Annotated in this window: 24 protein-coding genes, 1 other RNA gene and 3 pseudogenes; 14 read left to right on the top strand and 14 right to left on the bottom strand. The window is 73.1% G+C overall.

Translation table 11 applies throughout. The annotated features are described in order from the left end of the window. Positions 1-237 precede the first annotated feature (237 nt). Entirely contained in the window at positions 238-531 is a 294-nt protein-coding gene (locus ACGFRF_RS34070; RefSeq protein ID WP_393746655.1) for a hypothetical protein, read from the bottom strand. 127 nt (positions 532-658) lie between these two features. On the opposite strand from ACGFRF_RS34070, the gene ACGFRF_RS34065 reads away from it, so the two are divergent. Next, positions 659-1,228: a hypothetical protein gene (locus ACGFRF_RS34065; RefSeq protein ID WP_393746653.1), complete on the top strand. Its 570-nt coding sequence runs from the start codon at positions 659-661 to the stop codon at positions 1,226-1,228. On the opposite strand, the pseudogene ACGFRF_RS34060 reads toward ACGFRF_RS34065, so the two are convergent. The 5 genes and pseudogenes from ACGFRF_RS34060 to ACGFRF_RS34040 form a co-directional block, all read right to left on the bottom strand. Then, positions 1,225-1,399: pseudogene (locus tag ACGFRF_RS34060) on the bottom strand (LLM class F420-dependent oxidoreductase); the annotation flags it as partial. The gene ACGFRF_RS34065 and the pseudogene ACGFRF_RS34060 overlap by 4 nt on opposite strands. A 115-nt stretch (positions 1,400-1,514) precedes the next feature. After that, positions 1,515-2,318, bottom strand: coding sequence for a DUF5336 domain-containing protein (locus ACGFRF_RS34055; RefSeq protein ID WP_393746651.1), 804 nt, complete (start codon positions 2,316-2,318; stop codon positions 1,515-1,517). Positions 2,319-2,400: 82 nt separating this feature from the next. After that, positions 2,401-3,363 (bottom strand): N-acetylmuramoyl-L-alanine amidase, encoded by a 963-nt coding sequence (locus ACGFRF_RS34050; protein WP_393746649.1) that lies wholly within the window; start codon positions 3,361-3,363, stop codon positions 2,401-2,403. Between the two features lie 40 nt (positions 3,364-3,403). Then, complete coding sequence (locus ACGFRF_RS34045; RefSeq protein WP_393746647.1) at positions 3,404-4,057, bottom strand: class I SAM-dependent methyltransferase; 654 nt, start codon at positions 4,055-4,057, stop codon at positions 3,404-3,406. A 375-nt stretch (positions 4,058-4,432) separates the two neighbouring features. Then, positions 4,433-6,175 carry an MFS transporter gene (locus ACGFRF_RS34040; protein ID WP_393746645.1) on the bottom strand — a complete coding sequence of 581 codons (1,743 nt, stop codon included), beginning with the start codon at positions 6,173-6,175 and terminating at the stop codon, positions 4,433-4,435. A gap of 222 nt (positions 6,176-6,397) precedes the next feature. On the opposite strand from ACGFRF_RS34040, the gene ACGFRF_RS34035 reads away from it, so the two are divergent. After that, a complete protein-coding gene (locus tag ACGFRF_RS34035; protein ID WP_393746671.1) occupies positions 6,398-7,834 on the top strand; it encodes an MFS transporter in 1,437 nt (478 codons plus the stop codon). Positions 7,835-7,855: 21 nt separating this feature from the next. Here ACGFRF_RS34035 and ACGFRF_RS34030 read toward each other — a convergent pair whose 3' ends face one another. The 3 genes from ACGFRF_RS34030 to ACGFRF_RS34020 all read right to left on the bottom strand — a co-directional run bounded on the left by ACGFRF_RS34030 (position 7,856) and on the right by ACGFRF_RS34020 (position 10,726). Beyond that, complete coding sequence (locus tag ACGFRF_RS34030; protein WP_393746643.1) at positions 7,856-8,497, bottom strand: response regulator; 642 nt, start codon at positions 8,495-8,497, stop codon at positions 7,856-7,858. Between the two features lie 181 nt (positions 8,498-8,678). Next, positions 8,679-9,230: a putative immunity protein gene (locus ACGFRF_RS34025; protein WP_393746641.1), complete on the bottom strand. Its 552-nt coding sequence runs from the start codon at positions 9,228-9,230 to the stop codon at positions 8,679-8,681. A gap of 194 nt (positions 9,231-9,424) precedes the next feature. Beyond that, entirely contained in the window at positions 9,425-10,726 is a 1,302-nt protein-coding gene (locus ACGFRF_RS34020) for a sensor histidine kinase (protein WP_393746639.1), read from the bottom strand. 320 nt (positions 10,727-11,046) lie between these two features. Here ACGFRF_RS34020 and ACGFRF_RS34015 point away from each other — a divergent pair, with 320 nt between their 5' ends. Then, positions 11,047-11,904 carry a MaoC/PaaZ C-terminal domain-containing protein gene (locus tag ACGFRF_RS34015; protein ID WP_393746637.1) on the top strand — a complete coding sequence of 286 codons (858 nt, stop codon included), beginning with the start codon at positions 11,047-11,049 and terminating at the stop codon, positions 11,902-11,904. Positions 11,905-11,992: 88 nt separating this feature from the next. Further along, positions 11,993-12,217, top strand: a pseudogene (locus tag ACGFRF_RS34010) (short chain dehydrogenase); the annotation flags it as partial. A gap of 201 nt (positions 12,218-12,418) precedes the next feature. On the opposite strand, the gene ACGFRF_RS34005 reads toward ACGFRF_RS34010, so the two are convergent. Then, the gene (locus ACGFRF_RS34005) at positions 12,419-12,586 is read right to left on the bottom strand and encodes a hypothetical protein (protein ID WP_393746635.1); all 168 of its coding nucleotides are present in this window, start codon (positions 12,584-12,586) and stop codon (positions 12,419-12,421) included. A gap of 96 nt (positions 12,587-12,682) precedes the next feature. After that, positions 12,683-13,933, bottom strand: coding sequence for a hypothetical protein (locus ACGFRF_RS34000; RefSeq protein WP_393746633.1), 1,251 nt, complete (start codon positions 13,931-13,933; stop codon positions 12,683-12,685). Positions 13,934-14,120: 187 nt separating this feature from the next. Between ACGFRF_RS34000 and ACGFRF_RS33995 the strand changes: the two genes are divergently transcribed. Genes ACGFRF_RS33995 through ACGFRF_RS33985 form a run of 3 tightly spaced genes read left to right on the top strand, consistent with a single transcriptional unit; the run spans position 14,121 to position 17,273 of the window. Next, complete coding sequence (locus ACGFRF_RS33995; RefSeq protein WP_393746631.1) at positions 14,121-14,960, top strand: Nif3-like dinuclear metal center hexameric protein; 840 nt, start codon at positions 14,121-14,123, stop codon at positions 14,958-14,960. Beyond that, the gene (locus tag ACGFRF_RS33990) at positions 14,957-15,700 is read left to right on the top strand and encodes a zinc ribbon domain-containing protein (RefSeq protein WP_393746669.1); all 744 of its coding nucleotides are present in this window, start codon (positions 14,957-14,959) and stop codon (positions 15,698-15,700) included. Before ACGFRF_RS33995 ends, ACGFRF_RS33990 begins: the two co-directional genes overlap by 4 nt. A 19-nt stretch (positions 15,701-15,719) precedes the next feature. Continuing rightward, complete coding sequence (locus ACGFRF_RS33985; RefSeq protein WP_393746629.1) at positions 15,720-17,273, top strand: bifunctional RNase H/acid phosphatase; 1,554 nt, start codon at positions 15,720-15,722, stop codon at positions 17,271-17,273. On the opposite strand, the gene eda is transcribed toward ACGFRF_RS33985, so the two are convergent. Both eda and yaaA read right to left on the bottom strand, forming a co-directional pair. Then, positions 17,245-17,907: a bifunctional 4-hydroxy-2-oxoglutarate aldolase/2-dehydro-3-deoxy-phosphogluconate aldolase gene (eda, locus tag ACGFRF_RS33980; protein WP_393746627.1), complete on the bottom strand. Its 663-nt coding sequence runs from the start codon at positions 17,905-17,907 to the stop codon at positions 17,245-17,247. The two genes, ACGFRF_RS33985 and eda, sit on opposite strands and share 29 nt — an antisense overlap. A 75-nt stretch (positions 17,908-17,982) precedes the next feature. Continuing rightward, positions 17,983-18,765 (bottom strand): peroxide stress protein YaaA, encoded by a 783-nt coding sequence (yaaA, locus tag ACGFRF_RS33975; RefSeq protein ID WP_393746667.1) that lies wholly within the window; start codon positions 18,763-18,765, stop codon positions 17,983-17,985. 74 nt (positions 18,766-18,839) lie between these two features. Here yaaA and ACGFRF_RS33970 point away from each other — a divergent pair, with 74 nt between their 5' ends. The 7 genes and pseudogenes from ACGFRF_RS33970 (at position 18,840) to ACGFRF_RS33940 (ending at position 25,120) form a co-directional block, all read left to right on the top strand. Beyond that, positions 18,840-20,273: an RNB domain-containing ribonuclease gene (locus ACGFRF_RS33970; RefSeq protein WP_393746625.1), complete on the top strand. Its 1,434-nt coding sequence runs from the start codon at positions 18,840-18,842 to the stop codon at positions 20,271-20,273. A 130-nt stretch (positions 20,274-20,403) separates the two neighbouring features. Then, entirely contained in the window at positions 20,404-21,240 is an 837-nt protein-coding gene (locus ACGFRF_RS33965; RefSeq protein WP_393746623.1) for a helix-turn-helix domain-containing protein, read from the top strand. A 19-nt stretch (positions 21,241-21,259) separates the two neighbouring features. Further along, positions 21,260-22,039, top strand: a pseudogene (locus ACGFRF_RS33960) (DMT family transporter); the annotation flags it as partial. 115 nt (positions 22,040-22,154) lie between these two features. Then, positions 22,155-22,574, top strand: an RNA gene (gene rnpB / locus ACGFRF_RS33955) — RNase P RNA component class A. A 511-nt stretch (positions 22,575-23,085) separates the two neighbouring features. Then, positions 23,086-23,508 carry an ATP-binding protein gene (locus tag ACGFRF_RS33950; protein ID WP_393746621.1) on the top strand — a complete coding sequence of 141 codons (423 nt, stop codon included), beginning with the start codon at positions 23,086-23,088 and terminating at the stop codon, positions 23,506-23,508. Then, entirely contained in the window at positions 23,505-24,320 is an 816-nt protein-coding gene (locus ACGFRF_RS33945) for a hypothetical protein (RefSeq protein ID WP_393746619.1), read from the top strand. The genes ACGFRF_RS33950 and ACGFRF_RS33945 overlap by 4 nt, the downstream gene beginning before the upstream one ends. Before the next feature lie 182 nt (positions 24,321-24,502). After that, entirely contained in the window at positions 24,503-25,120 is a 618-nt protein-coding gene (locus ACGFRF_RS33940) for a hypothetical protein (RefSeq protein WP_393746617.1), read from the top strand. Here the strand turns inward: ACGFRF_RS33940 and ACGFRF_RS33935 are convergent. Continuing rightward, the gene (locus ACGFRF_RS33935; RefSeq protein ID WP_393746615.1) at positions 25,096-26,262 is read right to left on the bottom strand and encodes a hypothetical protein; all 1,167 of its coding nucleotides are present in this window, start codon (positions 26,260-26,262) and stop codon (positions 25,096-25,098) included. The two genes, ACGFRF_RS33940 and ACGFRF_RS33935, sit on opposite strands and share 25 nt — an antisense overlap. Between the last annotated feature and the right edge of the window lie 4 nt (positions 26,263-26,266).

Genomic DNA, 26,266 nt, shown 5'->3' with positions numbered 1-26,266 from the left:
TCGGCGGGGCCCCCCGGCGCGCCCCCCCCGCCCCCCCCCCCCCCCCCCCCCGCCCCCCCCCCCCCCCCCCCCCCCCCCCCCCCCCCCCCCCCGACGCCACCTGCGCGGTCTTCGGAGGCGACCACCTCCCCACCGGCCTGGACCCCGACTGCTGCCACTAGGGACGACCTGGGCGACAGCGAGCCGGGGCCCGGTTCCGGCGGGCGCCGGTGCATGCGGTCGTGCTGCCCGTGGGGCTCAGTGGCGGTGCATGCGGTTGGCGATGGCGTGGCCGACGAAGAGGTAGACCACGGCGGCGAGACCGTAGCCGGCTACCACCCGGGCCCAGGCCTCATCGAAGGTGAAGAGGTCGCGGGACCAGCCTGCCAGCCAGGCGGCGGCGTCATGGACGAACTGGACCAGGCTGTTGGCCCGGTTCGCGTCCAGCAGGTACATCAGGATCCACAGGCCGAGGATGAGGGCCATGATGTCGGCGACGACGGCGATGACCGTTCCGGCCTGATTCGCACCGTTGCGATATCGAGGGGACATACCTTGCGGATTGCCGGGCGGCGGGCGGTGAAACCCGAACGGCGTCCGCCGGGTGGCGCACACGGCCGCCCCGGGCGAGGCTGTCCGAGGAAGCAGACCGCTCGGGGAGACACGTCCGGAGGACCCCGTGCCCATACCGATACGGCGCCTCGTCGTGGCGCTCACCCTGTGCTGCGCCCTCGTGGCCGGAACCGCCGCCTGCGGAGGCGGCGAGAAGACCACCACTACGAAGGCGCCCGCCTCGGCGGCCGCCGCGGACCAGGCCACCCCCAGCCCGACCACGTCCGCCGAACGCCAGAAGTTCGCCAAGACCCGGTTCGTGGCGAACGCGGGCCTCGCGGCCGGCGCCACCTACCAGTGGATCGTGAAGCCCTGGAAGGCGGGCACGTTCAAGAAGGGCGCCAAGGGCCGCAAACTGGCCCTGGTGAAGGCCGGTCTCGCCGGTGCCTTCGCCTACAACCGGCTCAAGGCGGCCCACAAGAACGCCCAGGGCGATCCGACGCTCTCCAAGGCCCTCGCGCCGCTCACCGCCGGCATCGAGGCCCTGAAGAACCTGCCGTCCAAGCTCCGCAAGGGCGACGAGAAGGCGGCAGGCTCCTTCGACGACGTGATCAACCAGGTGAAGGACGCGGGCGAGAGCGCCGGCGCCCCGGTCAAGGACAAGGTGCCCTCGGCCTCCGAGCTGTCCAAGGGCTAGGAGTTCGGCTCCGCCGGCACCCTCAGGGTGTGCGGGTTCCGGTGACAGGGCCGGCCAGTCCGTCACCGGGCCCCCGCGCCACAACTCCGGCCGTTCGGCGATGCGTTGACGGGGAGGACAGACCAGCGAGGTCTCGTCGGCGAGGACGTCCGGCACGGCCCGCAGCCCCTCGGCCACGCCGCAGATCTTCTGACGAACCGTCAGATACGCAGATCGGAAGGCGACTGTACGGCAACGGCCCCCCACCCGGAAGGGCGAGGGGCCGTCGTGCGGTGCGGTGCGGGGCTCAGCCGCGCTGGATGCCGGAGGTGTCCTGGAGGACACCGCGGCGGCCGTCCTGGGTCTGGGCGACCAGCGCGGCACCGCGCTGCTCGACCGCCAGGTACCAGGTTCCCGGCGCGAGTTCGGCGATCGGGGCGGTCGAGCCGTCCTCCGCGAACAGCGGGCGGGTCACCGGCACGGCGAACCAGAACGGCGAGAAGTCCCCCGCACCCGGCTGCGGGGCCGGAGCACCTTGCGGGGCCGGAGCACCCTGCGCGGCCGGCTGTTGCCCGAACGGCTGACCCGGCTGCGGCTGGGCACCGTACGGCTGCTGCGGCTGGGCTCCCGGGTAGCCGTAACCCCCCTGCGGCTGGGCGCCGTAGGGCTGCGGGGCGACCGGCCTGGGCGCCGGGACCAGCGCGGCCTGGAGCGCGGGCACCAGGGGCGTGGCGATGGCGAAGCCCGACAGGACGAGACCGGCGATGAACCCGAGGATCAGGCCGGCGCCGGCGTCCGCGTTCTCCATGTCGAGCATCGTCCACAGCAGCGTCCAGGTCGCCATGATGGCGAACGCGGTGCCGACGGCGCCGAGGTCGAGCCCGGCCACCTTGCGCGGCTGCGGCAGGCAGCGGTTGACGACGATGAGAACGGCACCGATCACCGCACCCATGTAGGTGCCCAGGCCCACGCCCAGGGAGTCCCACGCGTTGCGGCTGAACTCGGAGCCGTAACCGGAGATGCTGTAGAAGTCGAGGAACGACGCGATGAACAGCACCACCGCTGCTCCGATCACCACGCCGTCGCCTCTAGTGAGGGAGCGGATATTCACTTCAGGTCCTTCGTAGTCGTCTCGTCGTCGGTAGACACTATCGTCCGCAAGATCCGGCTGTCCGGCCGGTTCCGCCCGCCCGTCACGACTGACGCAGGAAACTCACGATTCCCTCAGAGATCCCCTGCGCCGCCTTCTGCCGCCAGGCGCCGTCGGTCAGCAGTGCCGCGTCCTTGGTATCGCGCATGTTGCCGCACTCGATGAACACCTTGGGAACCGTTGACAGATTGAGACCACCCAGGTCCGTACGCGTGACGAGACCGGTACCTCCGCCGAGGTAGTTGGAGGCCGGCTCACCGGTCTCGCGCACGAAGTTGCCCGCGATGCGCACCCCGAGGTCGTGGGAGGGGCGGACGATCTCCCGGGTGTCGGCGGCACCGGAGTGCACGGACCCCGGCAGGATGACGTGGAAGCCGCGGTTGCCGGGCGCCGAGCCGTCGGCGTGCAGGGAGATGGCCGCGTCGGCGCGCGCCTCGTTCCCGGAGCGGGCCCGCTCGTCCACGCACGGCCCCCAGGCGGGGCTGTTCCCGTCGTGCGTCAACTTCACGGTGACGCCCTGCTGTTGCAGGAGCGCGCGCAGCCGGTGCGCCAGGTCCAGGGTGAACCGGGCCTCCGTGTAACCGTCGTTGGTGGACGTCCCGGTGGTGTCGCACTCCTTCCAGTTCGTCCCGATGTCCACCTTGCGGTTGATCTCGGCGGCATGCTGGAAGTTGCCCGGGTTGTGCCCCGGGTCGATGACGACGACCTTGCCCTTGAGCGGCCCGGAGCCGGCGGGCGTCGCCGTCGCGGGGGGCGAGGGGGACCGCTTGCCGTCGTCGGCGGGTGAGGCGGACCGGGTCGACGGGGAGGAGGCCGCCGCGGCCGTGCGCGAGGCCGGGGCGGGGGAGGCCGTGCGGTCCGAGCCGCCCGAACCGCCGCCCACCGCCTCGTACACCACCCAGCCGAGCAGTGCACCGGGCACCAGCGCGGCCAGCGCCACGGTCATAGGGCCACGCCGGGGCCGGCGCGGCTGCGGGGGATCGAAATCGGGGCCTACGTACGACACGCTGCCACCTTACGGGCCGCCGGTACCCGGCCGCAGAGACTCAGATCCCCGCCCCCGTCCGGCGCAGCACCCGCAGCGAGCCCGCGGCCCGGACCTCGGTGAACGCCCCCGATTCCAGGGCCCGCAGATAGACCCGGTACGGCGCCTGGCCGGTGAACTCGTCCTCGGGGTGCGGGAAGACGTCGTGGATGACGAGCAGCCCGCCCTCGGCGACATGGGGGGCCCAGCCCTCGTAGTCGGCGGTGGCGTGCTCGTCGGTGTGACCGCCGTCCACGAAGACGAAGCCGAGCGGGGAGTTCCAGAGCGCCGCGATCTGCGGGGAACGGCCGACCAGGGCGACCACGTGGTCCTCCAGACCCGCCTTGAACAGCGTGCGGCGGAAGGCCGGCAGCGTGTCCATGAGGCCGATCTCCGGGTCCACCGTCTCCGGGTCGTGGTAGTCCCAGCCGGGCTGCTGCTCCTCGCTGCCCCGGTGGTGGTCGACGGTCAGCGCGGTGACGCCGGCCTCGCGGGCCGCGTCGGCGAGCAGGACGGTGGAGCGGCCGCAGTACGTGCCGACCTCCAGCAGCGGCAGCCCCAGCCGCCCGGCCTCCACCGCCGCCGCGTACAGCGCCAGCCCCTCGTCCACGGGCATGAACCCCTTCGCCGCCTCGAACGCGGCGAGAATCTCGGGCTTGGGTGCGCGGGCGGGCATGGAAGCGCCTTTCGGACGTACGGCTGTATGGGCGCCCATGTTGCCGCACCCCCCGTCGCCCGGGCGACAGGGGTACGGACGGCGCCTCCGAAAGGGGCGCGGGGAACTGCGCGATCAGCCACGGCGGTGCCGCGTCCGCCGGACGGCACGAGGGTCCGTCCCGGTGGGGTGCCTCGCGGCGCCTCCGAAGGGGCGCGGGGAAGTGCACGACCAGTCACAGCGGTGCCGCACCCCCCGTCGCCCGGGCGACAGGGGGTACGGACGGCGCCTCCGAAAGGGGCGCGGGGAACTGCGCGATCAGCCACGGCGGTGCCGCGTCCGCCGGACGGCACGAGGGTCCCTCCCGTGGGCGCATCGCGGCACCTCAGCGGAGCGTCACGCGCTGACCGTCTCGCCCGGCAGGGACAGGTCCAGCTCGACCGGCCCCTCCTCCCCGGAGTGGGTCGCGGACGACGCCAGCGGCCCGTGGCCGGAGGCCTTCGCGGCCAGGACGTACGCGCCCTGCGCGGGGACGGCGAGGGCGTAGGAGCCGTCGTCCGCGGAGACGGCGGCGCCCGCCTGGCGGCCCCGGCGGTCGATCAGGGTGACCTTGGCCCGCGCCACCGGGGCGCCGTCGGCGTCCAGGACCCGGCCGCGGAAGCCGCGCAACGCCTCCTCGGCGTGCTTCAGACCGGCCTCCTCCTCGCTGCTCGCGCGCAACTGGGTGTGCTGCGCCGGGCGGGCCGCCTTCGGCAGGAAGAGGGCCAGCAGCAGGCCCACCGCGACGGCGGCCGTGGCGATCAGGAAGGAGACGCGGAAGCCGTGCATGGTCGGGATCGCGACGCCGCCCACATTGTTCGCCGTGTTGGCCAGCACCATGCCGATGACGGCGCTGGAGACGGACGTGCCGATGGACCGCATCAGGGTGTTCAGGCCGTTGGCCGCACCGGTCTCCGAGGCCGGGACCGCGCCGACGATCAGCGCGGGCAGGGAGGAGTAGGCGAGGCCGATGCCGGCGCCGAGGACCACGGAGGTGACGATCGTCTGCCAGGCCGCGTCCATCAGGCCGAGGCCGCCGGCGTATCCGATCGCGATGACCAGCATGCCGAGGATGAGGGTGGTCTTCGGGCCGTAGCGGGCGGACAGGCGGGCGTAGACCGGCGCCGTGAACATCATGGTCAGGCCCAGCGGGGCCACGCACAGACCCGCGACCACCATGGACCGGCCGAGGCCGTAGCCGGTCGCGGCGGGCAGCTGGAGCAGCTGCGGCAGGACCAGCGAGACGACGTAGAAGCTGACGCCGACCATGATCGAGGCGAGGTTGGTGAGCAGCACCTCGCGGCGGGCGGTGGTGCGCAGGTCGACCAGGGGCGCCTGGATGCGCAGCTCGTACACGCCCCACAGGACGAGCACGGCGAGGGACGCGGCGAACAGGCCGAGCGTCGTACCGGAGGACCAGCCCCAGTCGCTGCCCTTGGTGATGGGCAGCAGGAGCAGCACCAGGCCGGTCGACAGACCTATCGCGCCGAGCAGGTCGAAGGAGCCCTCGGCACGCATCGGGGACTCGGGCACGGCAAAGAGGGTGAGGGCGATCGCGAGCGCGCCGAGACCGGCGGCGCCGTAGAACAGTGCGTGCCAGTCGGTGTGCTGCGCCACCAGCGCCGCGGCGGGCAGTGCGAGGCCGCCGCCGACGCCGATCGAGGAACTCATCAGGGCCATGGCCGAGCCGAGCTTCTCCCGGGACAGCATGTCTCGCATCAGGCCGATGCCGAGCGGGATCGCGCCCATGGCGAAGCCCTGCAGCGTACGGCCCACGATCATGGTGAGCAGCTGGCTGGTGACCGCGCTGACCAGGGCGCCGACCACCATCACGGCGAGGCTGAGGATCAGCATCCGACGCTTGCCGTACAGGTCGCCGAGCCGGCCCATGATCGGGGTGGCGACGGCGCCGGACAGCAGCGTCGAGGTCAGGACCCAGGTGGCGTTGCTCGGGGCGGTGTCCAGCAGCTGCGGCAGGTCCTTGATGACCGGCACGAGCAGGGTCTGCATCACCGCCACCACGATGCCCGCGAAGGCGAGCACCGGGACCACGGCTCCGCTCGCCCTCCGGTGGGGCTGGTCGGTCGTCGTGTGCGTCATTGAGTGGGGCCTCCCGCGTGGATAAGTGCCGGGTAAACCTCGTATGCACAGGCAACTATTCCGTTGCTTCGGGCCCCTAATGAATCCTTGACCAACTCATGGGATTCTGATCCGCCGTCAGGGGCCTGGGGCGTCCGTGGACGTGCTGCGGGCGGCGTAGGTCATAGGTCGGACCGCTCCCCGCCGATATGCCGATGCAAGGACCGCTGCTTGGTTGAGAGCATGACACCCATGCTCGAATCCGCCTGCACCTCGCCACCCGTGTCCCGCCGCCCCGCACCCCCGACCTGGCTGGTGGTGGCGCTGGCCTGCGCCGGACAGTTCCTCGTCGTGCTCGACGTGTCCGTCGTGAACGTGGCCCTGCCCTCGATGCGGGCCGATCTCGCACTGAGCCCGTCCGGACTGCAGTGGGTGGTGAACGCGTACGCCATCGCCTTCGCCGGGTTCATGCTGCTGGGCGGCCGGGCCGGTGACCTGTACGGCCGCAAGCGGATGTTCCTGGTCGGGCTCGGCCTGTTCACGCTGGCCTCGCTGGGCGGGGGCCTGGCCCAGGAGGGCGGGCAACTCCTGCTGGCGCGGGCCCTGCAAGGGCTGGGCGCGGCGGTCCTCGCCCCCTCCACGCTGACCCTGCTGACCTCGGCGGTGCCGGAGGGGGCGGCGCGGGCGCGGGCGATCGCCACCTGGACCGCGGTGGGCGCCGGCGGCGGGGCCGCGGGCGGACTGGTCGGCGGGGTGCTGGTGGATCTGCTGTCCTGGCGGTGGGTGCTGCTGATCAACGTGCCGGTGGGCGCCGTGGTGCTGGCCGGCTCGGTGCTGTGGCTCGCGGAGAGCCGGGCCGGCGCCGGGCGGAGGCTGGACCTGCCGGGCGCACTGCTGGTGACGGCGGGCCTCGCCACCCTGGCCTACGGCATCTCGCGGACGGAGGCGGAGGGCTGGACGGCACCGGCCACGCTGCTGCCACTGCTCGCCGGCCTGCTGCTGATCGGCCTGTTCCTGCTGGTCGAGGCGCGTACGGCGGCCCCGCTGATGCCGCTCGGCCTGCTGCGGCTGCGCTCGGTGGCGTCGGCGAACACGGCGATGTTCGTGTCCGGCTCGGCGATGTTCTGCATGTGGTACTTCATGACCCTGTACGCCCAGAACGTACTCGGCTACTCACCGTTGGAGGCCGGGTTCGCCCTCGTGCCCAGCTCGCTGGCCGTGATCGCCGGCTCCAAGGTGGCGCCGCGTCTGATGCGGAGGGCGGGCGCACGGAACGTGGCGGTGCTGGGCACGCTGACGGCCGCGGCCGGCTTCGGCTGGCAGTCCACGATGAGCGCGCACGAGGCCTACCTCACCGCGATCATGATCCCCGGCGTCCTGATGATGCTCGGCGCGGGCCTGGCCACGACCCCGCTCGCCGCGCTGGCCACGTCCGGGGCGGCGCCGCAGGAGGCCGGCGTGGTGTCGGGGCTCGTCAACACCTCACGCACGATGGGCGGTTCGCTGGGGCTCGCCGTGATGTCGACCGTGGCCGCCGCCGGGACGGGCAGCGGGAACGGCCCCGAGGCGCTGACGGACGGCTACGCGCTGGCCTTCCGCACGAGCACGGCGGTGCTGCTGGCCGGTGCGGTCCTCATTCGGCTGTGGCTGCCCCGGAAGTCGGCCCAGGCGGCCAGGTGACCCGGAGCGGAGTCGCCCTGGTCACAACCAGCCCTGCTGCCGGGCCTCCCGTACCGCCTCCGCCCGGTTCCGGGTTCCGGTCTTGCCGATCGCCGAGGACAGGTAGTTGCGCACGGTCGACTCGGACAGATGGAGCCGCCCGGCGATGTCGGCGACGGTCGCCCCGTCCACCGACGCCTGCAGCACCTCGCACTCGCGAGCCGTCAGCGGATTCGGGCCGGCGCTGAGCGCGGCGGCGGCCAGCGCCGGATCGACCACGGTCTCCCCGGTGAGCACGCGCCGGATCGCCGTGGCCAACTCCTCCACCGGCCCGTCCTTGACGAGGAACCCGGCCGCCCCGGCCTCCATGGCCCGGCGCAGATAGCCGGGCCGGCCGAACGTGGTGAGGATCAGCACCCGGCAGTCGGGCGCCTGCTCCCGCAGCTCGGCCGCCGCGTCCAGCCCGCTGGTGCCCGGCAGTTCGATGTCCAGCAGGGCGACGTCCGGACGGTGGGTGAGCACGGCGTCCACGATGGCGTCACCGGAGGACAGCTGGGCCACGACCTCGATGTCCTCCTCCATGCCGAGCAGCAGGGCGAGCGCGCCGCGCATCATGCCCTGGTCCTCGGCGAGCAGAACCCGGACGGACTTGGCGGGCCGGCGCTCCCGGGGCGACTCGTTCATGCGCTCAGATTACGGCCGACCCGCGAACCCGCCGCCGGGCCGGAAACCGGCGGTTTCCGCGAGCGATGCGCGAGCGAGCGATAAGAAAGCGATACGTCACGTCTCGTCCTATACCGCCGAAGCCCACGCCGCATCGGCCAGGACGGCCGCTCACCGAGGTCGACGCAAGGAGGGGAAGCCCTCAAGCCGTCCGGAGCGCGGTGTCCAGGCCGCGGATGAGTTCTCCCACGCGCCCGCCCCCGGCAGGCGCGGCGGGCAGGCGGCCGAGCACCGCGGTGACCGCTGCCGGTGCCTGACGGCGCGCCCATCGAAGGGTTTCCGCTTCGGCGGTTCCCGGGGTGCCCCGCCCGTCCTCACCGGACGCAAGCTCTTCCGCTCGTGCCGCGTGCGCTGCCGCACCGAGGATGTGTTTCACCTGATGCGCGCTCGCCTTGGGATGCAGGTACGCGGCGGCGGCCGCATGGCTCGCCGCCCGCGCCGCGTCGGCCGCGGCGGGCGCGACGGCTTCCTGTGCCGCTTTGTACGCCGCCCACGCGCTCTGCCGCAGAGCCGCCGTGCGCCGGCCGCCCCGGGCGAAGGCGTCCGCGGCATCGATGGCGTCGCGCGGGCGCTGGTCGGCGGGGAGACTCCGTTCGAAGATCACCAGCACCCTGCGCGCGCACTGCGCCGCGTAGCCCGCGATCTCACGACGTTCGTGTTCGCTCAGTTCGATCTGCTCCGATTCGGTTGGCACGGCTCCATCCTGCCGCAGACCGCAGACCGCAGACCGCAGACCGCAGACCGCAGACCGCAGACCGCAGACCGCAGACCGCAGACCGCAGACCGCAGACCGCAGACCGCCCGCCCGCGGACCGCGGATCGCGGACCGCCCAGCGTCGGGCGCCGTCCGTGGGGGCCGGCCTTCCGGTGGGGCGAGCGCGGCCGTGCTCACTGGGCGGGCGCCGTGGCCGTACCCGTGGACGCGGCTGCGGCTGCGGCTGCGGCTGCCGTCAACTCCTCCGTGTTCGTGGGGAGTTCCGCGGTGACCGTGAAACCGCCGTGCGGTGACGGGCCGGCCGTGAGGGAGCCGCCCGCCGCCGCGAGGCGCTCGGTCAGCCCCGTCAGGCCCGTGCCGCCGATGCCCTCCCACGGCCGGCTGACGACCTTGCCGGTGCCGTCGTCGGTGACCGTGAGCCGGACCCGCTCGGCGGAGCCGTCGACGGTGATCTCGCAGCGGCCGGCATCGCTGTGCCGGACCACGTTGGTGACCGCCTCGCGCACCACCCAGCCGAGCAGCACCTCGGCCTGCGGGCTCAGCGGCGTCCCGGTCTGGCGGACCACCGGCTCCACGCTCGCCGCGGACAGCGCCGACCGGGCCCGGGTCAGCTCGGTGGCCAGGCTGCCTTCCCGGTAGCCGGTCACGGCCTCGCGGATCTCGGTGAGCGCCTGCCGGCCCACCGACTCGATGTCCGTGATCTCGGCCAGTGCCGCGTCCATGTCGCGCGGGGCGAGTCGCCGGGCCGCCTCCGACTTCACCACGATCACCGACAGGGTGTGCCCGAGCAGGTCGTGCAGGTCCCGGGAGAAGCGCAGCCGCTCCTTCTCCACCGCCCGCCGGGCCAGTTCCTCCCGAGCGGCGCGCAGCTCCCGCACCGCCTCGGACAGGCTGAGGATCGCGGCGGTCACCATGCTGGAGAGGAAGGTGGCGTAGCCGATGTTCGTCGCGTCCCCCCAGTCGCCCCGCATCCCGGAGACGGCGGCCGCGTACACCGAGAGCAGCAGTCCTGCGCGGCCCAGCCACGGGCCGCGCAGGGTGGCGCCCGTCGCGAGCCCCAGCAGCGGGAAGAACATCAGCCAGTTGCCGCCGTAGCCGAGGGCGAGCCCCGTGGTCAGCAGCGCCATCAGGCCGAGCGCCACCCGGGTGGACGGCGACTCGCGCTTGTCGCGGTCGAAGGAGCGGAAGGTGACGTAGACGTAGAGGGAGTTGAAGGCCAGCAGGCCCAGGCCGCCGATCCAGGGGTTGGGGGTCCGGCCCTGGAGCAGGTTGGAGAAGGACCCCAGGCCCATCAGCAGCCAGGGCAGCAGGGCGAAGCCGGTGGGCGGCGGCCCCGGATGGTCGGTGCGGGGCGCCCCGCCGTCCTTCCGGGCGGTCCGGCGCGCGGCCTTGCAGCGGCGGTGCTCCGCCCGCCACCGCAGCCGTTCCGCCTGCCGGGCCGCCGTCCGGCACCTCGGTTGCCGCCACCACGTCATCTCTGTGTCCCCCGGTCGGTCGGTCCGCGCACCACGGCGGTGCGACAGCACAGCGTACGAATCGAACGTACGAAACCGGCCCCCGTCGCGGCAGATGCACGTGTACCGAGCCGGACAGTACAAATGTCCCGACCCAGCCCGGAACCTGACACAGTGTCAGGGGCCTTCACAACGTGGGGGCGCTGGGCTATACAGGGGGCGCCGGACTGGAACACGTTCTAGGCCAGCTCGTAGCGACCTCGGTGCGGCCGACGGTGCGGACGGCCGTGCCGGGGTCTCCGGCGATCCGGAAGCCCCCTTGCCGCCACGTCAGGAGCCTCATGCCCATCGACGCAGCCTTGGCCCTCGCCGCCGAACCCCGCTCCGGCGAGATCAGCTGGACCCCCAAGGACGTCCAGCTCTACCACCTCGGCATCGGTGCGGGAATCCCCGCCACCGATCCGGACGAGCTGCGCTACACCCTGGAGTCCCGGCTGCACGTCCTGCCGAGCTTCGCCACCGTCGCCGGCGCCGGCTCGCCCGGAGTGATCAGCGGGCTGTCCATGCCCGGCGTCGACGTCGACCTGGCCAAGGTCCTGCACGGCGGCCAGAGCCTCGCGATCCACCGTCCGATCCCCGCCGCGGGCACCGCCACCGCCACCGGACGCATCGCCGCCGTCTACGACAAGGGCACGGCCGCCGTCCTCGTCATGCGCACCGAAGTCGCCGACCCCGACGGTCCGTTGTGGACCAGCGACGCCCAGATCTTCGTGCGCGGCGAGGGCGGCTGGGGCGGCGACCGCGGCCCTTCCGCACGCCTCGAACCGCCCGCCGGTGAGCCCGACCGGACCGTCGACCGGCCGATCCGCGAGGACCAGGCCCTCCTCTACCGCCTCTCCGGCGACTACAACCCCCTGCACGCCGACCCCGAGTTCGCCGAGCTCGCCGGCTTCGACCGGCCGATCCTGCACGGGCTGTGCACCTACGGCTGCACCCTCAAGGCGGTCGTCGACACGTTGCTCGGCGGCGATGTGACCCGGGTCCGCGCCTACCGCGCCCGGTTCGCCGGAATCGTCCGTCCCGGGGAGACCCTGCGCATCCGCATGTGGCGCGGGCAGGGCCGGGTGCGCGTCGCGGTGGGCGCCCTCGAACGCGACGACGCGCCGGTGCTCGCCGACACCGTCGTGGAGCACTCCTGACCACACGCCGCACACAGTTTCCCAGGGGGACCCGCACCACGCGCGCAGCCGCCGTGCACGTCGTCCGGGACGGGGGCGGCGCAGCCGAGCCACCGGCGCCGGGCGCGGGCTCGGCCGGGCCGCGCCGCTGGAACTCGCCCGGCTCGGTGCGGCCGTCGTCGTCGACGACCACGGGCAGCCCGGCCGTGACGGCACCGGCGGGGCCTCGGCGCACCGCAGAGCGCAGGTCGCCGCCGAGCGCGACCAGGGCGGCCAGGCCGTCGCGCACACCGGGGACGTCGCCGACTTCCAGCAGGCCCGGGAAGTGGCCGAGCACTCGACGCGCTGCTCACCCCGCACTACGCGGACCGGCCGCCGGGGGAGGCCTTCGCGGCGGCGGTGGTGCCGGGGCTCGAGCGCGGCCGAGCCGGCGCGGGTCGGGGCGAGCACGAGAGCGGGTCGGGGCGAGCACGAGAAGAGGGGGTGCCCGTCGGGCACCCCCTCGTCCACTGCAGCCGTCAGGCCGCCTCCGCCGTCACCGCCGCCAGGCGGCCGCCTCGGCGGTCTCCTCGGCAGGCTTGCGGTGCCGGCCGTGCGGAGCCGTCTCGCTCTCCTGGGCCGCGACCGGACCCCGGTGCCGGCCGTGGCCGGCAGCCTCCTGCGAGTCGGCAGACAGCTGCTCCATGGTGCTGGTGTCGCTCATCGGAAGAATTCACCCCGTCAACATGATCTTTCGTACAGCCGGGCGAGTCTAACCGGCACACCACGGGCCGAATCCAGGCGCACACGCCGACCGGCACTACTTCGTTACAAGACGCCCCAGGGGCGCCTGTTGCAACGGCACCGGACGGGCCGCCACAGGGCCCGGAGGGCCCGGTTCCGCCGCCTGCCGGGACGCCTCGGGCGCCCCGGCGGACGTGCCGTCGCGGACCGGACCCTCCAGACCCGCCTCCCCCGGTCCCCCCGCCCCCGCGACCGTCGGACCCCCGGCACCGGTCGCGGTCACCTCGCCCCCCGTGTCCCCGCTGCCCCCGGGCGCCGCCAGCTCCGCCACGCCGCACGGGACGACCGCCGTGGCGTACGGCAGCCGCAGCACCCCGCACCGCGTCCACAGCCCGGTTCCCGCCAACCACCCCTCGGGCGCGGGAAGATGCGTCAGCTGCCGCTCGGTCGGCCGCCAGGTGCCCACCCAGGTGCCGAACGCGCCGTCGATGCGCAGCGCCACCGCGCAGGTCTCCGGCATCAGCACCTGCCCCGGCTGGATCGCGAACGGCGTCACCGCGCACTCCGGCACGCGCAGGCACTCCGGGAAGCGCACCGGCAGCGTGCTGCCGAGCACGCCCCAGCCCAATCGTTCCTGCCCCGGCGAGGGCGCGTCGGAGGAGATCAGCAGCAGCCCGCTGCCGGGATCGGCGAGCAGCAGCCGGTCGTCGCTGCGCTCCGTGATCTGCAGCAGGGGCGAGACCGCGCCGCGCTCCAGGTCCACCACGACGGTCTTGGTGCGCCCGCCCAGCTCCCGGTCCAGCGCCAGCATCCGCCCCGTGCCGTCCAGCCACACCCCGCCCGCGCAGCGCCCCGGCACCTCGGCGAGCCGCTCCGGGCCGAAGGCCCCGCCCGCCACCAGCCACACCACGCTGGAGCGCGGGCCGACGGCGAGGGCGTACGCCCGCGCGCCCCCCGGCGCCGACGGCAGCAGGGTCAGCCGCGTACCGGGCTCGGGACACTCCACCGCGCCCAGCGGCAACTCGCCGGTGCCGGGACCGGTCGGGTACAGCAGCGCGAAGACGTGCCGCCGCTCCACCAGCCGGTGGATCAGCACCCGGCCGTCGCCCATGGGCTGCACCTCGGTGCCGGGCTCCTCCGGCTGGTTGCCGGGCAGCGGCACCGCGTACGGCTCCGGGCCGTCCAGCGTCCAGCGCTCGGGGAACCAGGACTCACCGTCCGACGCGAGCCGGGCGGCGTACGCGCCGTCCGCCGTGAGCGCGCACCCCGTCGTCGGCGCACGGTCGGAGCCACCCGCCGACGGGGGTTCGATCGCACAGGCCGTCATGATTCGGTCACCTCCGGCGACGAAGCTAGTTTTCGCACGCACAGGCGTGGGACCGCCCTTCCACGGCTTCACACATACGGGTGGCGCAGAAGCGATTCCCCTGAGGAAACCGGGACGTCTGTGCTGACGGGGACCAGGGCAGGCGGATGCGGTACAGCCCCGCCGAACAGCCAGGTAGCCTTTCCCCGTGCCCCGTCTGTCTGAAGTCATCGCCGCGCTGGAGACCCTGTGGCCCACCGAGCGTGCCGAGTCCTGGGACGCGGTCGGCACGGTCGTGGGAGACCCCGACCATGAGGTCACCCGTGTCCTGTTCGCCGTCGACCCCGTGCGGGAGATCGTCGACGAGGCCGTGCGGCTCGGCGCCGACCTGCTGGTCACCCACCACCCGCTCTACCTGCGCGGGACGACCACGGTCGCGGCGTCCACCTTCAAGGGCCGGGTCGTGCACACGCTGATCAAGAACGACATCGCGCTGCACGTCGCCCACACCAACGCCGACACCGCCGACCCGGGTGTCTCGGACGCCCTCGCCGGCGCCCTCGACCTCCGCGTCGTACGACCCCTCGTGCCGGACCCCACCGACCCGGAGGGCCGCCGGGGCCTGGGCCGCGTCTGCGAACTCGACCATCCGCTCACCCTGGGGGAGCTGGCCGCCCGCGCCGCCGAGCGGCTGCCCGCCACCGCGCAGGGCATCCGGGTGGCCGGCGACCCCGAGGCCGTCGTCCGCACGATCGCCGTCAGCGGCGGCTCCGGCGACAGCCTCTTCGACCAGGTCCGCGCGGCCGGCGTCGACGCCTTCCTCACCGCCGACCTTCGCCACCACCCGGCGAGCGAGGCCGTCGCCCACAGTCCCCTCGCGCTGCTCGACGCGGCGCACTGGGCCACCGAGTGGCCCTGGTGCGAGCTGGCCGCAGCCCAGCTCGACGAGATCTCCGACCGCCACGGCTGGGACCTGCGCGTCCACGTCTCGAAGACGGTCACCGACCCATGGACCAGCCACTCCCCTTCCCTTGGAGCCCCCAACTGAACGCCGCGCCCGCCGACCAGATCCGACTCCTCGACGTCCAGGCCCTCGACGTCCGCCTGCAGCAGCTCGCGCACAAGCGGAGGTCCCTGCCGGAGCACGCCGAGATCGAGTCGCTGAACAAGGACCTCACGCAGCTGCGCGACCTGCTGGTGGCCGCGCAGACCGAGGAGAGCGACTGCGCCCGCGAGCAGACCAAGGCCGAGCAGGACGTGGACCAGGTGCGCCAGCGTGCCGCCCGCGACCAGCAGCGCCTGGACTCCGGCGCGGTCACCTCGCCGAAGGACCTGTCCAACCTCCAGCACGAGATCGCCTCCCTCGCCAAGCGGCAGGGCGACCTGGAGGACGTGGTCCTGGAGGTCATGGAGCGCCGCGAGGCCGCGCAGGAGCGGGTGACCGAACTGACCGAGCGGGTCGGCTCCGTCCAGGCGAAGATCGACGACGCGACCGGCCGCCGGAACGCCGCGTTCGAGGAGATCGACGGCGAGGCCGCCTCGGTGACCAAGGAGCGCGAGGTCGTCGCCGGCTCCGTCCCCGCGGACCTGCTCAAGCTGTACGACAAGCTGCGCGAGCAGCAGGGCGGGATCGGCGCGGCCAAGCTGTACGCCCGCACCTGCCAGGGCTGCCGCCAGGAACTGGCCATCACCGAGCTGAACGAGATCCGCGCGGCGGCACCGGACACGGTGGTCCGCTGCGAGAACTGCCGCCGGATCCTGGTACGTACCGCCGAGTCGGGTCTGTAAGGGGCAGGGGGGTCAAGGGGTGAGGGAGTTCATCGTCGAGGCCGACGGCGGCTCGCGGGGCAATCCGGGGCCGGCCGGCTACGGCGCCGTGGTGAGCGACGCGGCGACGGGGGAGACGCTGGCGGAGGCGGCCGAGTACATCGGCATCGCCACGAACAACGTGGCCGAGTACCGCGGCCTCCTCGCCGGCCTGCGCGCCGCGCATGCACTGGACGCCACCGCGACGGTCCACGTCCGGATGGACTCCAAACTGGTCATCGAGCAGATGTCGGGCCGCTGGAAGATCAAGCACCCCGCCATGAAGCCGCTGGCGACCGAGGCGAGGACAATCTTCCCGCCCGACCAGGTCACCTACGAGTGGATCCCCCGCGACCGCAACAAGCACGCCGACCGCCTGGCCAACGAGGCGATGGACGCGGGCGCGAAGGGGGAGCAGTGGTCGCCGTCGACGTCCCGGGCGGCCCTGGACACCCCGCCGGCCGTGCCCGAGCCGTCCGGCCCGCCCGGGGACGCGGCAGCGGGCGCGGCAAAGGCCCGTGCGGCGCTGGCGCAGGGCCGAGCCGCCGATCCGACGGCAGCGGCGGGTGACGCGGCCGTCGCGGCAACGGACAGCCGTGCCGCCGCGGGTGACGCAGCCGTCGCGTCCGAGGGCAGCCGTGTCGCCGCTGGTGACGCAGCCGCCGCGGCAGGGGACAGGGGTACCGCCGCGGCTGCGGACCGCCATACCGCCGCGGGTGACGCAGCCGCCGCAGCCGCGGGCAGCCGTGCCGCTGGTGCGGCGCCCGTCCCACAGAAAGCGGCACCTTCCGGCGCGCAGCGCCCGACCGGCGGGGAGACTGCGCCCACCCCCAGCGAGCGGCGCTCTTCGGGCGCCGGCGGGGAGACTGCGCCCGCCCCCGGAGAGTCGCGCCTGTCGACGCCGGGCTGGAGCGCCGGGCCCGACCTCGGCGCCCCCGCCACGTTCGTCCTCCTCCGCCACGGTGAGACCCCGCTGACACCCCAGAAACGCTTCTCCGGCAGCGGCGGCACCGACCCCTCCCTCTCCGACGCCGGCCAGGAGCAGGCCCACCGCGTGGCCGAGGCACTCGCCCGGCGCGGCACGATCCAGGCCGTCGTCGCCTCCCCGCTCACCCGTACCCGGCAGACCGCCGGCATCGTCGCCGCCCGTCTCGGCCTGGAGGTGGCGATCGAGGAGGGCCTGCGGGAGACGGACTTCGGCGCCTGGGAGGGCCTGACCTTCGGCGAGGTCCGCGAGCGCTACCCGGACGACCTGAACACCTGGCTCGCCGACCCGGAGGCCCACCCCACCGGCGGCGGCGAGAGCTTCGCCGAGACAGCCACCCGGATCGCCGCGACCCGCGACAAGCTGACCGCGGCCTACGCGGGCCGCACGGTCCTCCTGGTCACCCACGTCACGCCGATCAAGACCTTCGTCCGGCTGGCGCTCGGGGCCCCGCCCGAGTCCCTGTTCCGCATGGAGCTTTCGGCGGCGTCCCTGTCGGCGGTGGCGTACTACGCGGACGGCAACGCGAGCGTCCGCCTGTTCAACGACACCTCGCACCTGCGTCCCTGAGCCCGGCGGCGGCCCGCGCCAGCTCCTCGACGCGGGCCCAGTCCCCGGCGGCCACCGCGTCCGCCGGGACCATCCAACTGCCGCCCACGCAGCCCACGTTGGGCAGCGCCAGATACTCGGGGGCGGTCTCCGGGCCGATGCCGCCCGTGGGGCAGAAGCGGGCCTGTGGCAGCGGTCCGGCCAGGGACTTCAGATAGGCCGTGCCGCCCGCCGCCTGCGCGGGGAAGAACTTCATCTCCCGCACCCCGCGCTCCAGCAGCGCGACGACCTCCGAGGTGGTCGACACCCCGGGCAGGAACGGCACCCCGGACCCGCGCATCGCCCGCAGCAGCGCGTCGGTCCACCCCGGGCTGACCAGGAACCGCGCGCCGGCCGCCACGCACGCGTCCACCTGCTCCGGCGTGATCACCGTGCCCGCCCCGACCACCGCATCCGGCACCTCACCGGCGATGGCGCGGATCGCCTCCAGCGCCGCCGGGGTCCGGAGCGTCACCTCGATCGCGGGCAGCCCGCCCGCCGCCAGTGCCCGCGCCAGCGGTACGGCGTCGGCGGCGTCGGAGAGCACCACCACGGGCACGACGGGCGCGAGATCCAGTACGGAGGCAGCGGGGGAGGAGGGCAGCGGCGAGGTCATGCCCTCATCGTGCCCAGCGAGTGTGTTACGTGCAATGCGCGTTGCGCATGCTGCAATGGGTGCCGCGTGGCGGCCTCAGTGGATCTCCTCCACCAGCACGTCCAGCGACCACGCCCTGCCCGCCCTGCCCGGCGCCTCGGCCTCCACGACGTACCCCAGCTCGCGCAGCGCCTCCACCAGCTCGGCGGGGTCCTTCGGCGCGGCCCCGGCCGACAGCAGGCTCCGTACCATCCGCCCCTTGGTCGCCTTGTTGAAGTGGCTGACGACCTTCCGCGTCGGCGCGTGCAGCACCCGTACGGTCGCCGTCCGCCCCGCCACCTCACCCTTGGGCTTCCAGGCCGCCGCGTACGCGGAGGAGCGCAGATCCAGCACCAGGCCGTCCCCGGCCGCCGCGGGCAGCACCTCCGCCATCGACCCGCGCCAGTGTCCGGCCAGCGCACCGAGCCCCGGCAGCCTCACGCCCATCGAGCAGCGGTAGGAGGGGATCCGGTCCGTCACCCGCACCGCGCCCCACAGCCCCGAGAAGACCAGCAGCGAGTCCGCCGCGCGTCGCCTCGCCGCCGCGTCCAGCGTGGCCAGGCCGAGGGCGTCGTACAGGACACCGGTGTAGATCTCCCCGGCCGGGCGGGCGCCGGCCGTCGGCAGCCCGGCGTTCTTCGCGACCTCGCCGCGCAGCCCCTCGCTCAGCCCGAGCACCTCACGCGCCTTCTGCTCGTCGCCCGCGCACAGCTCGACCAACTCGGTGAGCACGGCCTCCCGCGCGGCGGTGAGCCCCGGCAACGACAGCGACCCCAGCTCCAGCGGGGCGCCCCCGCCCGCGTTCGCCTTGCCTTCCGAGGGCGGCAGCAGGACCAGCAACACGTACTCCTCACGTAGACCTCCGCGCCAGGGTACGGCGTGCCCCCGGTGCGGCCTCGACCTACGCTCGCTGTATGCCCCGCCGCAAGATCCGTGTGACCGGCGCCCCCGAAGCCCCCCTCCGGGCCGCGCTCGCCGCCCTGCGCAGCGCACTCGGCATCCCCGAGACCTTCCCGCCGGAGGTCCTGCAGGAGGCCGAGCGCGCGGCGAAGGCGCCCACGCCGCCGGCGTACGACGCCACGGACGTCCCCTTCTTCACCCTGGACCCGCCCACCTCCACCGACCTCGACCAGGCGACCCACCTGTCCCGGCGGGGCACCGGCTACCGGGTCCGGTACGCCATCGCCGACGTCGCCGCCTTCGTCGCCCCCGGCGGCGCGCTGGACGCGGAGGCGCACCGGCGGGTGAACACCCTCTACTTCCCGGACGAGAAGGTGCCCCTGCACCCCACCGTGCTCAGCGAGGGCACCGCGAGCCTGCTGCCCGGCCGGACCCGGCCGGCCGTGCTGTGGACCATAGACCTGGACGCGGACGGCCGGACCGCCGCCGTCGACGTACGCCGGGCCCTGGTCCGCAGCCGTGCCAAGCTCGACTACGCGGGCGTGCAGAAGGACATCGACGCCGGGACGGCCGAGGAACCCGTCGCCCTGCTCCAGGAGATCGGCGAGGCGCGGGAGCGGCTGGAGACCGAGCGCGGCGGCATCTCCCTGCACGTCCCCGAACAGGAGATCACCGAGCACGACCACACCTATGAGCTGAGCTATCGCGCCCCGCTGCCCGCCGACGGCTGGAACGCCCAGCTCTCCCTGCTCACCGGCATGGCCGCCGCCGATCTGATGCTCGCCCACGGCACCGGCATCCTGCGCACCCTCCCGGCCGCCCCGGACGGCGCCGTCGCCCGGCTCCGCCGTACCGCGACCGCCCTGCACATCGACTGGCCGCACCATGTGTCGTACGCGGCCCTGATCCGCGACCTCGACCCGCACGACCCGCGCCACGCGGCCTTCCTCCAGGAGTGCACGACCTTGCTGCGCGGCGCCGGATACACGGTCTTCCGCGACGGCGACCTGCCCGCGATCACCACCCACGCCGCCGTCGCCGCGCCCTACGCCCACTGCACTGCCCCGCTGCGCCGCCTGGCCGACCGGTACGCCTCAGAGATCTGTCTCGCGGCCGTCGCCGCCCAGTCCCCACCCGACTGGGTCCTCGCCGCCCTCGACGCGCTGCCGCACCGGATGGCCGAAGGGTCCCGGCGCGCGGGGACCGTCGAGCGGGAGTGCGTCGACCTCGTGGAGGCCGCCCTGCTGAAGGACCGGGTCGGGGAGGTCTTCGACGGCTGTGTGGTCGACGTCGACGAGCGCCGGCCGACCGTGGGGACCGTACAGGTGCTGTCCCCGGCGGTCATCGGCCGCGTCGAGGGCGAGCGGCTGCCGCTCGGCGCACACCTGCGGGTACGGCTCGTCCGGGCCGACCCGGCGACGGCGAAGATCCTGTTCACCGCGGCGTGAGGGCCTCGACGAGGATGCCGGCGCCGTCGGCGTGCAGCCGCCGCCCCGGCTACGCCGCCCCGGCCGCGGCATGGAAGCGGGGTCTGCGGGCGTTGCACCCGTCGGGCAGCACACGGCAAGGGGGAGTCCGATGGGGGAACAGGTGGTCGAACAGGCGCTGTGGACCAGGGCGAGACTGGGCCGGTGCGGCCCTCCGCTCGACCTCCTGACCGCGAGCTTCCGGCGGCATGTCTACGCCCCGCACGCCCACGAGGAGTACACCGTCGGCGTCTGCGTCGGCGGCTCCGAGGTGATCGACTACCGGGGCGGCCACATCCGCACGGGACCGGGCACCATCGTCGTGCTCGACCCCGGCGAGATGCACACCGGCGGCCCGGGCGACACCAGCGGCGGCTACGCCTACCGCGCCCTGTACGCCGAACCGTCCCTGCTCGCCGACGGCACCCTCGGCGACCTGCCGTACTTCCGCGAACCGCTCCTCGACGACCCCGAACTCGCCGCCGCGCTCCGCCTCGCCCACACCGACCTCAGCGCCTGCCCCGACCCCCTGGAGGCCGAGTCCCGGTTGCCCTGGCTGCTGACGGCCCTCGCCCGCCGCCACTCGACTGCGCGGCCCGTGTCCGACCTGATCCCCGGCGCGGGCATGATCGCCCTGACGGTCCGCGACCGCCTGGCCGACGAACTCACCGCCCCGCCCACGCTGTCCTCCCTCGCCGCCGACCTGGGCCTGTCCCGCTACCAGCTGCTGCGAGCCTTCCGTACGACGATGGGCATACCGCCCTACGCGTGGCTCGCCCAGTACCGGGTGACCCGGGCCCGCGCGCTGCTCGACTCCGGCCTGCGCCCCGCCGAGGTGGCCCCCCTCGTCGGCTTCGCCGACCAGGCGCACCTGACCCGCTGGTTCCGCAGGGTGCTCGGAGTGACCCCGGCGGCGTACCGCAACAGCGTTCAAGACAGCCGAGCGTGAGGCGGCGGAGACTCACCGCATGACTGCACGCGGCTGGTTCCTGTTCTCCCTGATGGGAGTGGTCTGGGGCATCCCCTACCTGATGATCAAGGTGGCGGTGGACGAGGTCTCCCCGCCGGTGGTGGTGTTCACGCGCTGCGCGCTCGGCGCGGCCCTGCTGCTCCCGTTCGCCCTCCGCCAGGGCGGCCTGCCCGGGACGGTACGCACCCACTGGCGCCCCCTGCTGGCCTTCGCCTGCCTGGAGATCGTCGTCCCCTGGTTCACGCTCACCGACGCCGAACGGCACCTGTCCAGCTCGACGGCGGGCCTGCTGATCGCGGGCGTGCCGATCGTGGGCGTCATCGGGGCCCGCCTCCTGGGCGACACGGAACACCTGGGAGCCCGTCGCGTCACGGGCCTCGCCCTGGGCCTGGCCGGCGTCTCGGTCCTGACCCTCCCGCACCTGACCGGCGGCGACGCCCGCTCCCTGGCCGAGGTCCTGCTGACCGTCCTGGGCTATGCGACGGCGCCCCTGATAGCCGCGCGCCACCTCAAGGACGTACCGTCCCTGCACCTGACGGCGGCCTGCCTGTCCCTGGCCGCCCTGGTCTACGCCCCCGTCGCCGCCCTCACCCACCCGTCCGCCGTACCCTCCACGCCGGTGCTGGCCGCGCTGGCCGGCCTGGGCGTGATCTGCACGGCGGTGGCCTTCGTCGCCTTCCTGGAGCTGATCAAGGAGGCGGGCCCGACACGGGCGACCGTGATCACGTACGTCAACCCGGCGGTGGCGGTGGCGGCCGGGGCGCTGTTCCTGCACGAGCCGCTGACCCCGACGATCCTGGTGGCCTTCGCCCTGATCCTGGCCGGCTCGGTGCTGGCGACGGCCGCCGGTCCGCGACGCGGCGCACGCCCGGTACCATGGTCGGCACGGCAGACGAGCCGGGCGGGCGGCCGCGTGGAGTCCCCTTGAGGGGCTTCCCGAGGAACGTCCGGGCTCCACAGGGCAGGGTGGTGGCTAACGGCCACCCGGGGTGACCCGCGGGACAGTGCCACAGAAAGCAGACCGCCGAGGCTGCGCTCTCTTCGAGAGAGCGGTCTCGGTAAGGGTGAAACGGTGGTGTAAGAGACCACCAGTGCCCAGGGTGACCTGGGCAGCTAGGTAAACCCCACCCGGAGCAAGGTCAAGAGGAGCGCCGTGAAAAGCGCTCTGCGCGGACGATCGAGGGCTGCCCGCCCGAGTCCGCGGGTAGACCGCACGAGGCCGGCGGCAACGCCGGCCCTAGATGGATGGCCGTCGCCCCGGCGTCCGCGAGGACACCGGGGAACAGAACCCGGCGTACAGCCCGACTCGTCTGCCGCCCTCTCGCCTATCGGCGGGCCGCGCTGGACCCCGGTCCGAACGGAAGCGCGTGGCCATGTACGCCGCACGGAGGCGGCCGCAGCGGCCCGCTTGTGCCCGCGCCAGTCGCCAACCTCCGGCTCTGTGGAAAACCGCGTTGAGCGCTTGACGGGTGTTGATCACATGACGGGTGCGCCGTCGCGGAGGTACAGCGGCCGTCCCGCGTCCAGTGCCTTCAGGGCGTGTTCGAACCGGCGCCGGATGCGGTCCCGGAGGCGACCGGCGGCTTCGGCGGCCGTGACGAAGGCGGCTTCGGACAGCTCGTCGTCTCGTGGCCGTAGCCGGTCGGCTTGGTCCTCTTCCAGGGTGCCGCCGTCGAATATGAACGCGAGCCGTTGACTGGCTGTCAGCCGCCGGGAAGCGCACCCGTGAGCGCACCTCGGCGTCGCCCCGCCCGCAGGTCCCTCCCCCCGAGGCACGCGGACGGGGGCCTCCCCAGCCGCCCAGACCAAGGCGTGACGACGACCATGACCAACGAGCGAGTGAGACCAGGGCAATACCCGCGCCAGAGCGCCACCCTCACGAGCGAGGCCGCCACCGTTCCGGTGGCGCGTCAGATAGTGCGCGAGGCGTGCGCGGAGTGGGGCAAGGACCAGGACGCCGTAGAGACCAGCACGCTCCTGATCTCCGAAATAGTCACCAACGCAGTCCGCCACGGTCACTCTCACAGCGTCCGGGTGATCGCCGAGCGGCCGTGCCCTGACCGGCTCCGTGTCGCCGTGGTCGACAAGTCCCGCCGCATGCCCGAGCTGCACATCGCTGGACAGGACGCCATCGGTGGCCGTGGCCTCCTCCTGGTCGACGCCCTCTCCGGCCGCTGGGGAACCGATCTCCTTCCCTGGGGTAAGCGGGTGTGGGCCGAGATCGCGATCAAGGTCGACGACCAATGACTGGTCGCCACCGCATGCTGGAAGCCGACGGGGGGACCGCCGGCAGCGGGCTCCTGGGAGCCATCGCCGTCAGGATCGGGCTGGTGGTGTCCATGGTCTCCAACGAGGTCCGCACGGAGTCTGCCCAGACTGCCTACTCCATTCCCGACATCTGGGCCGTGCGCAACGCCGACTCGGCAGGCACGGTTACAGCGGTGGCCGTGGGCCTCCTGGAAAGCTTCACCACCCGTGCCGACCAGGCTCCCCCCAAGTCGACGCCGGCAGCCTGGCAGAGCCAGATGGTCGAACAGCTGTGCAGGGCTCTGGTGCGACGTGCTCACCGGGAGTCCGGCGGAGCCGTACCGGGAAGCCGCCTGACCATGGCGCAGAGCACCGCAACCACCGTCCGTGCTCTGCGTCACCGCACCGCACTCGTCCACAGCAACGTCACCAAAGAGGAACGGACGACTCACGAGCGCGAACTGTTGTCGCTTGTCTGCGACCTACTCACGTACAGCAGCCGCCCGCGCGCCGACGTCGTGGACTTCCGCGTGGTCAACGCGGACCGGCTCGCCGACGTGCCGGAGACGGTCCCCGACGTGACCGCGGTGCCCTCCCCGAAGGCCCGCGTCCTCGCCCCGCTGCTTTTCCTGGGCGCCCTTGTGGCCATCACCATCGGACTCGGATTCACCGGCGTCGCAGGCGAGTTCACCGCACCGATTGTCGTTGCGCTGGCCATGGCCGCCGCACCCCTCGCGCGCCGGTTCGGCGTGACCGTGCTCGACTCCTTCGCGGAGCCTTTGACCCCGCCACCGACTCCCGGAGGACGATGAGTCCGAGCCTACGCCGGAGGTCGTTTGCAGGACCGCTGGACGAGAGCGCATCCTAGAGCAGCCGACGGCCGGGCGGTCGGATTACGCCGGCGGATGTGCTCGCAACGGGCGGGGCTGATAGACAACAGAAGCACGCAACACCGACCGCACCCGCCCGATCGACCAGAACGAGGACACGAGACATGCTGCTGGCCGAGCAGGCGCTCGTCGGGCTTAGACTGCGCGGACAGCAGGTGCAGACCGCCGTTACCGTCTTCGCCGATGAGGTCCGTCGCCGCTCCTCAGCCGGCCTCGGCGCCGTCGACAGCCGGACGCTGCTCACCGTCCTCCATGACCTGCCCGTAGACCTGCCGGTACCGAGGTCCACGCTCGACGCCCACGCCCTGCGGACACTGCACACCGCGCCGCCCGGCGTCGTGGACCTGCGGGAGGACGAACAGAGCGTCGTCGTGCGGTGCCTCGTGCCCGCTGTGCGTGTCGAGCTGGTCCTCGTGCACGGGCCGCACGGCATCTCCTCCCGCGACTGGGACGCTGCCGTCCGGGACGCCTCGCAGTTCGCGCCGTTCTGCGCCCGCGGGGTCGTTGTATCGCCCCCAGCGCCGGAGCGGGGATTGCTCCCCGACATGGACTTACTCCTCCTCAAGGCTCGCTTTTACGGCGTCGGCGTCGCCGTGCACCAGCCAACGGGGCCGCTGCGCTGGCTACTCGAACCCGCTCCCTACCGGCCCGAACGGCACTCAGCCGCTCAGTGGCTCTTCCACGAGCAGGCCTGGCGTCAGCTCGGCCCGGACCGTTCCTGATCCTGCTGTTCCTCAGACGTGGTGAGTGCCACCGGACTCTGGTGCCGCCACGCCTGAAGGACCTTCGGGAACGGAACCTCCGTCCCCGTTTGGGTGGCCAGCAGGCGGTGGTACTCCCAGGCGTCCGCGAGTTGCTGACGCCACCAGCCGATGCGCTCGTCGCCGGCCAGTGTCGCGTCCAACTCCTCGTGAAGCGCATACAGTTCGCAGACGCTGTGCTGCAGGGCGGCGACCACATCGGCGTTGCGGTCCGTGAAGCGAGTGAGCGGCGCTCCTTTGCACACCGCGCAGTCGCACGTCCACGGATCGACGTGGGCGAACCAGTCCTGGAGCGTCGCCACACGGTGGTAGCGCAGAAGGCGCCGTATCAGGACTACCGGATGCGGCTTATGGCCGCCTCCTCCGTTCCCCGGCTGCGGAGCCACACCGTGCCGGAGCACGGCCGAAACTCCGACCGCCGCACCCAGTGCCCCGTGCGCCATCGCGTCGAAGGCAGCCAGGTCGGTCCGCCACAGTACGAGTCGGGGGCAGGAACGGCATAACTGACGCAGCCCTTCCGCGGCCTGAGCGCGTTCGAGCGGGTCACCGTACGCTTGCATGATGAGAGCCACAGGATGCCGACAGGCCCGGATCTGCTGGGCGAGGAGCGGCACGGAGGAACGCCGCAACCATCGCCAACTGCACGGTAGCAATACCACCGTGTCCTCGCGGCGTAGTTGGTTCGCTTGACCGATCACAGCACTGAGCACCGACGCGCCTCCCGCTTCATCAGCAGGGATGAAGCACGTCGGTGTCACGGCGTACGACGCCTTGTTGTCGCGCTGACCGTCCAGAATCTCATCGAGCCCAGTGACGTCCAGGTTGCGCCAGCCTTGCCCGGAGCCCAACCCGAAAGCTGCATCGGGGGTGGCTATCCGCTGTGTATGGCTTCCGTAGTCCATTACCACGACCGTCTCCGCTAGGGCATTGCGGATCTCCCTACACCTGACCGGTGCGGCGGCGCCCGTCAGTACCAGCCCACCCGTGCGGGGTGGAACATACGGCAGCACGTCGATCGCCGACCGATCATTGACCATGATGAGCAAACGGTCCCGCAACAGTTCGTCGATGCCCTCGATCCCGTCTCCCGTCCCTGCTCCCACGAGA

Source organism: Streptomyces sp. NPDC048521 (assembly GCF_043199855.1).
GTDB lineage: Bacteria > Actinomycetota > Actinomycetes > Streptomycetales > Streptomycetaceae > Streptomyces.
The sequence above is the reverse complement of the archived record's forward strand: the minus strand, read 5'-3'. Positions and strand labels throughout refer to the sequence as shown.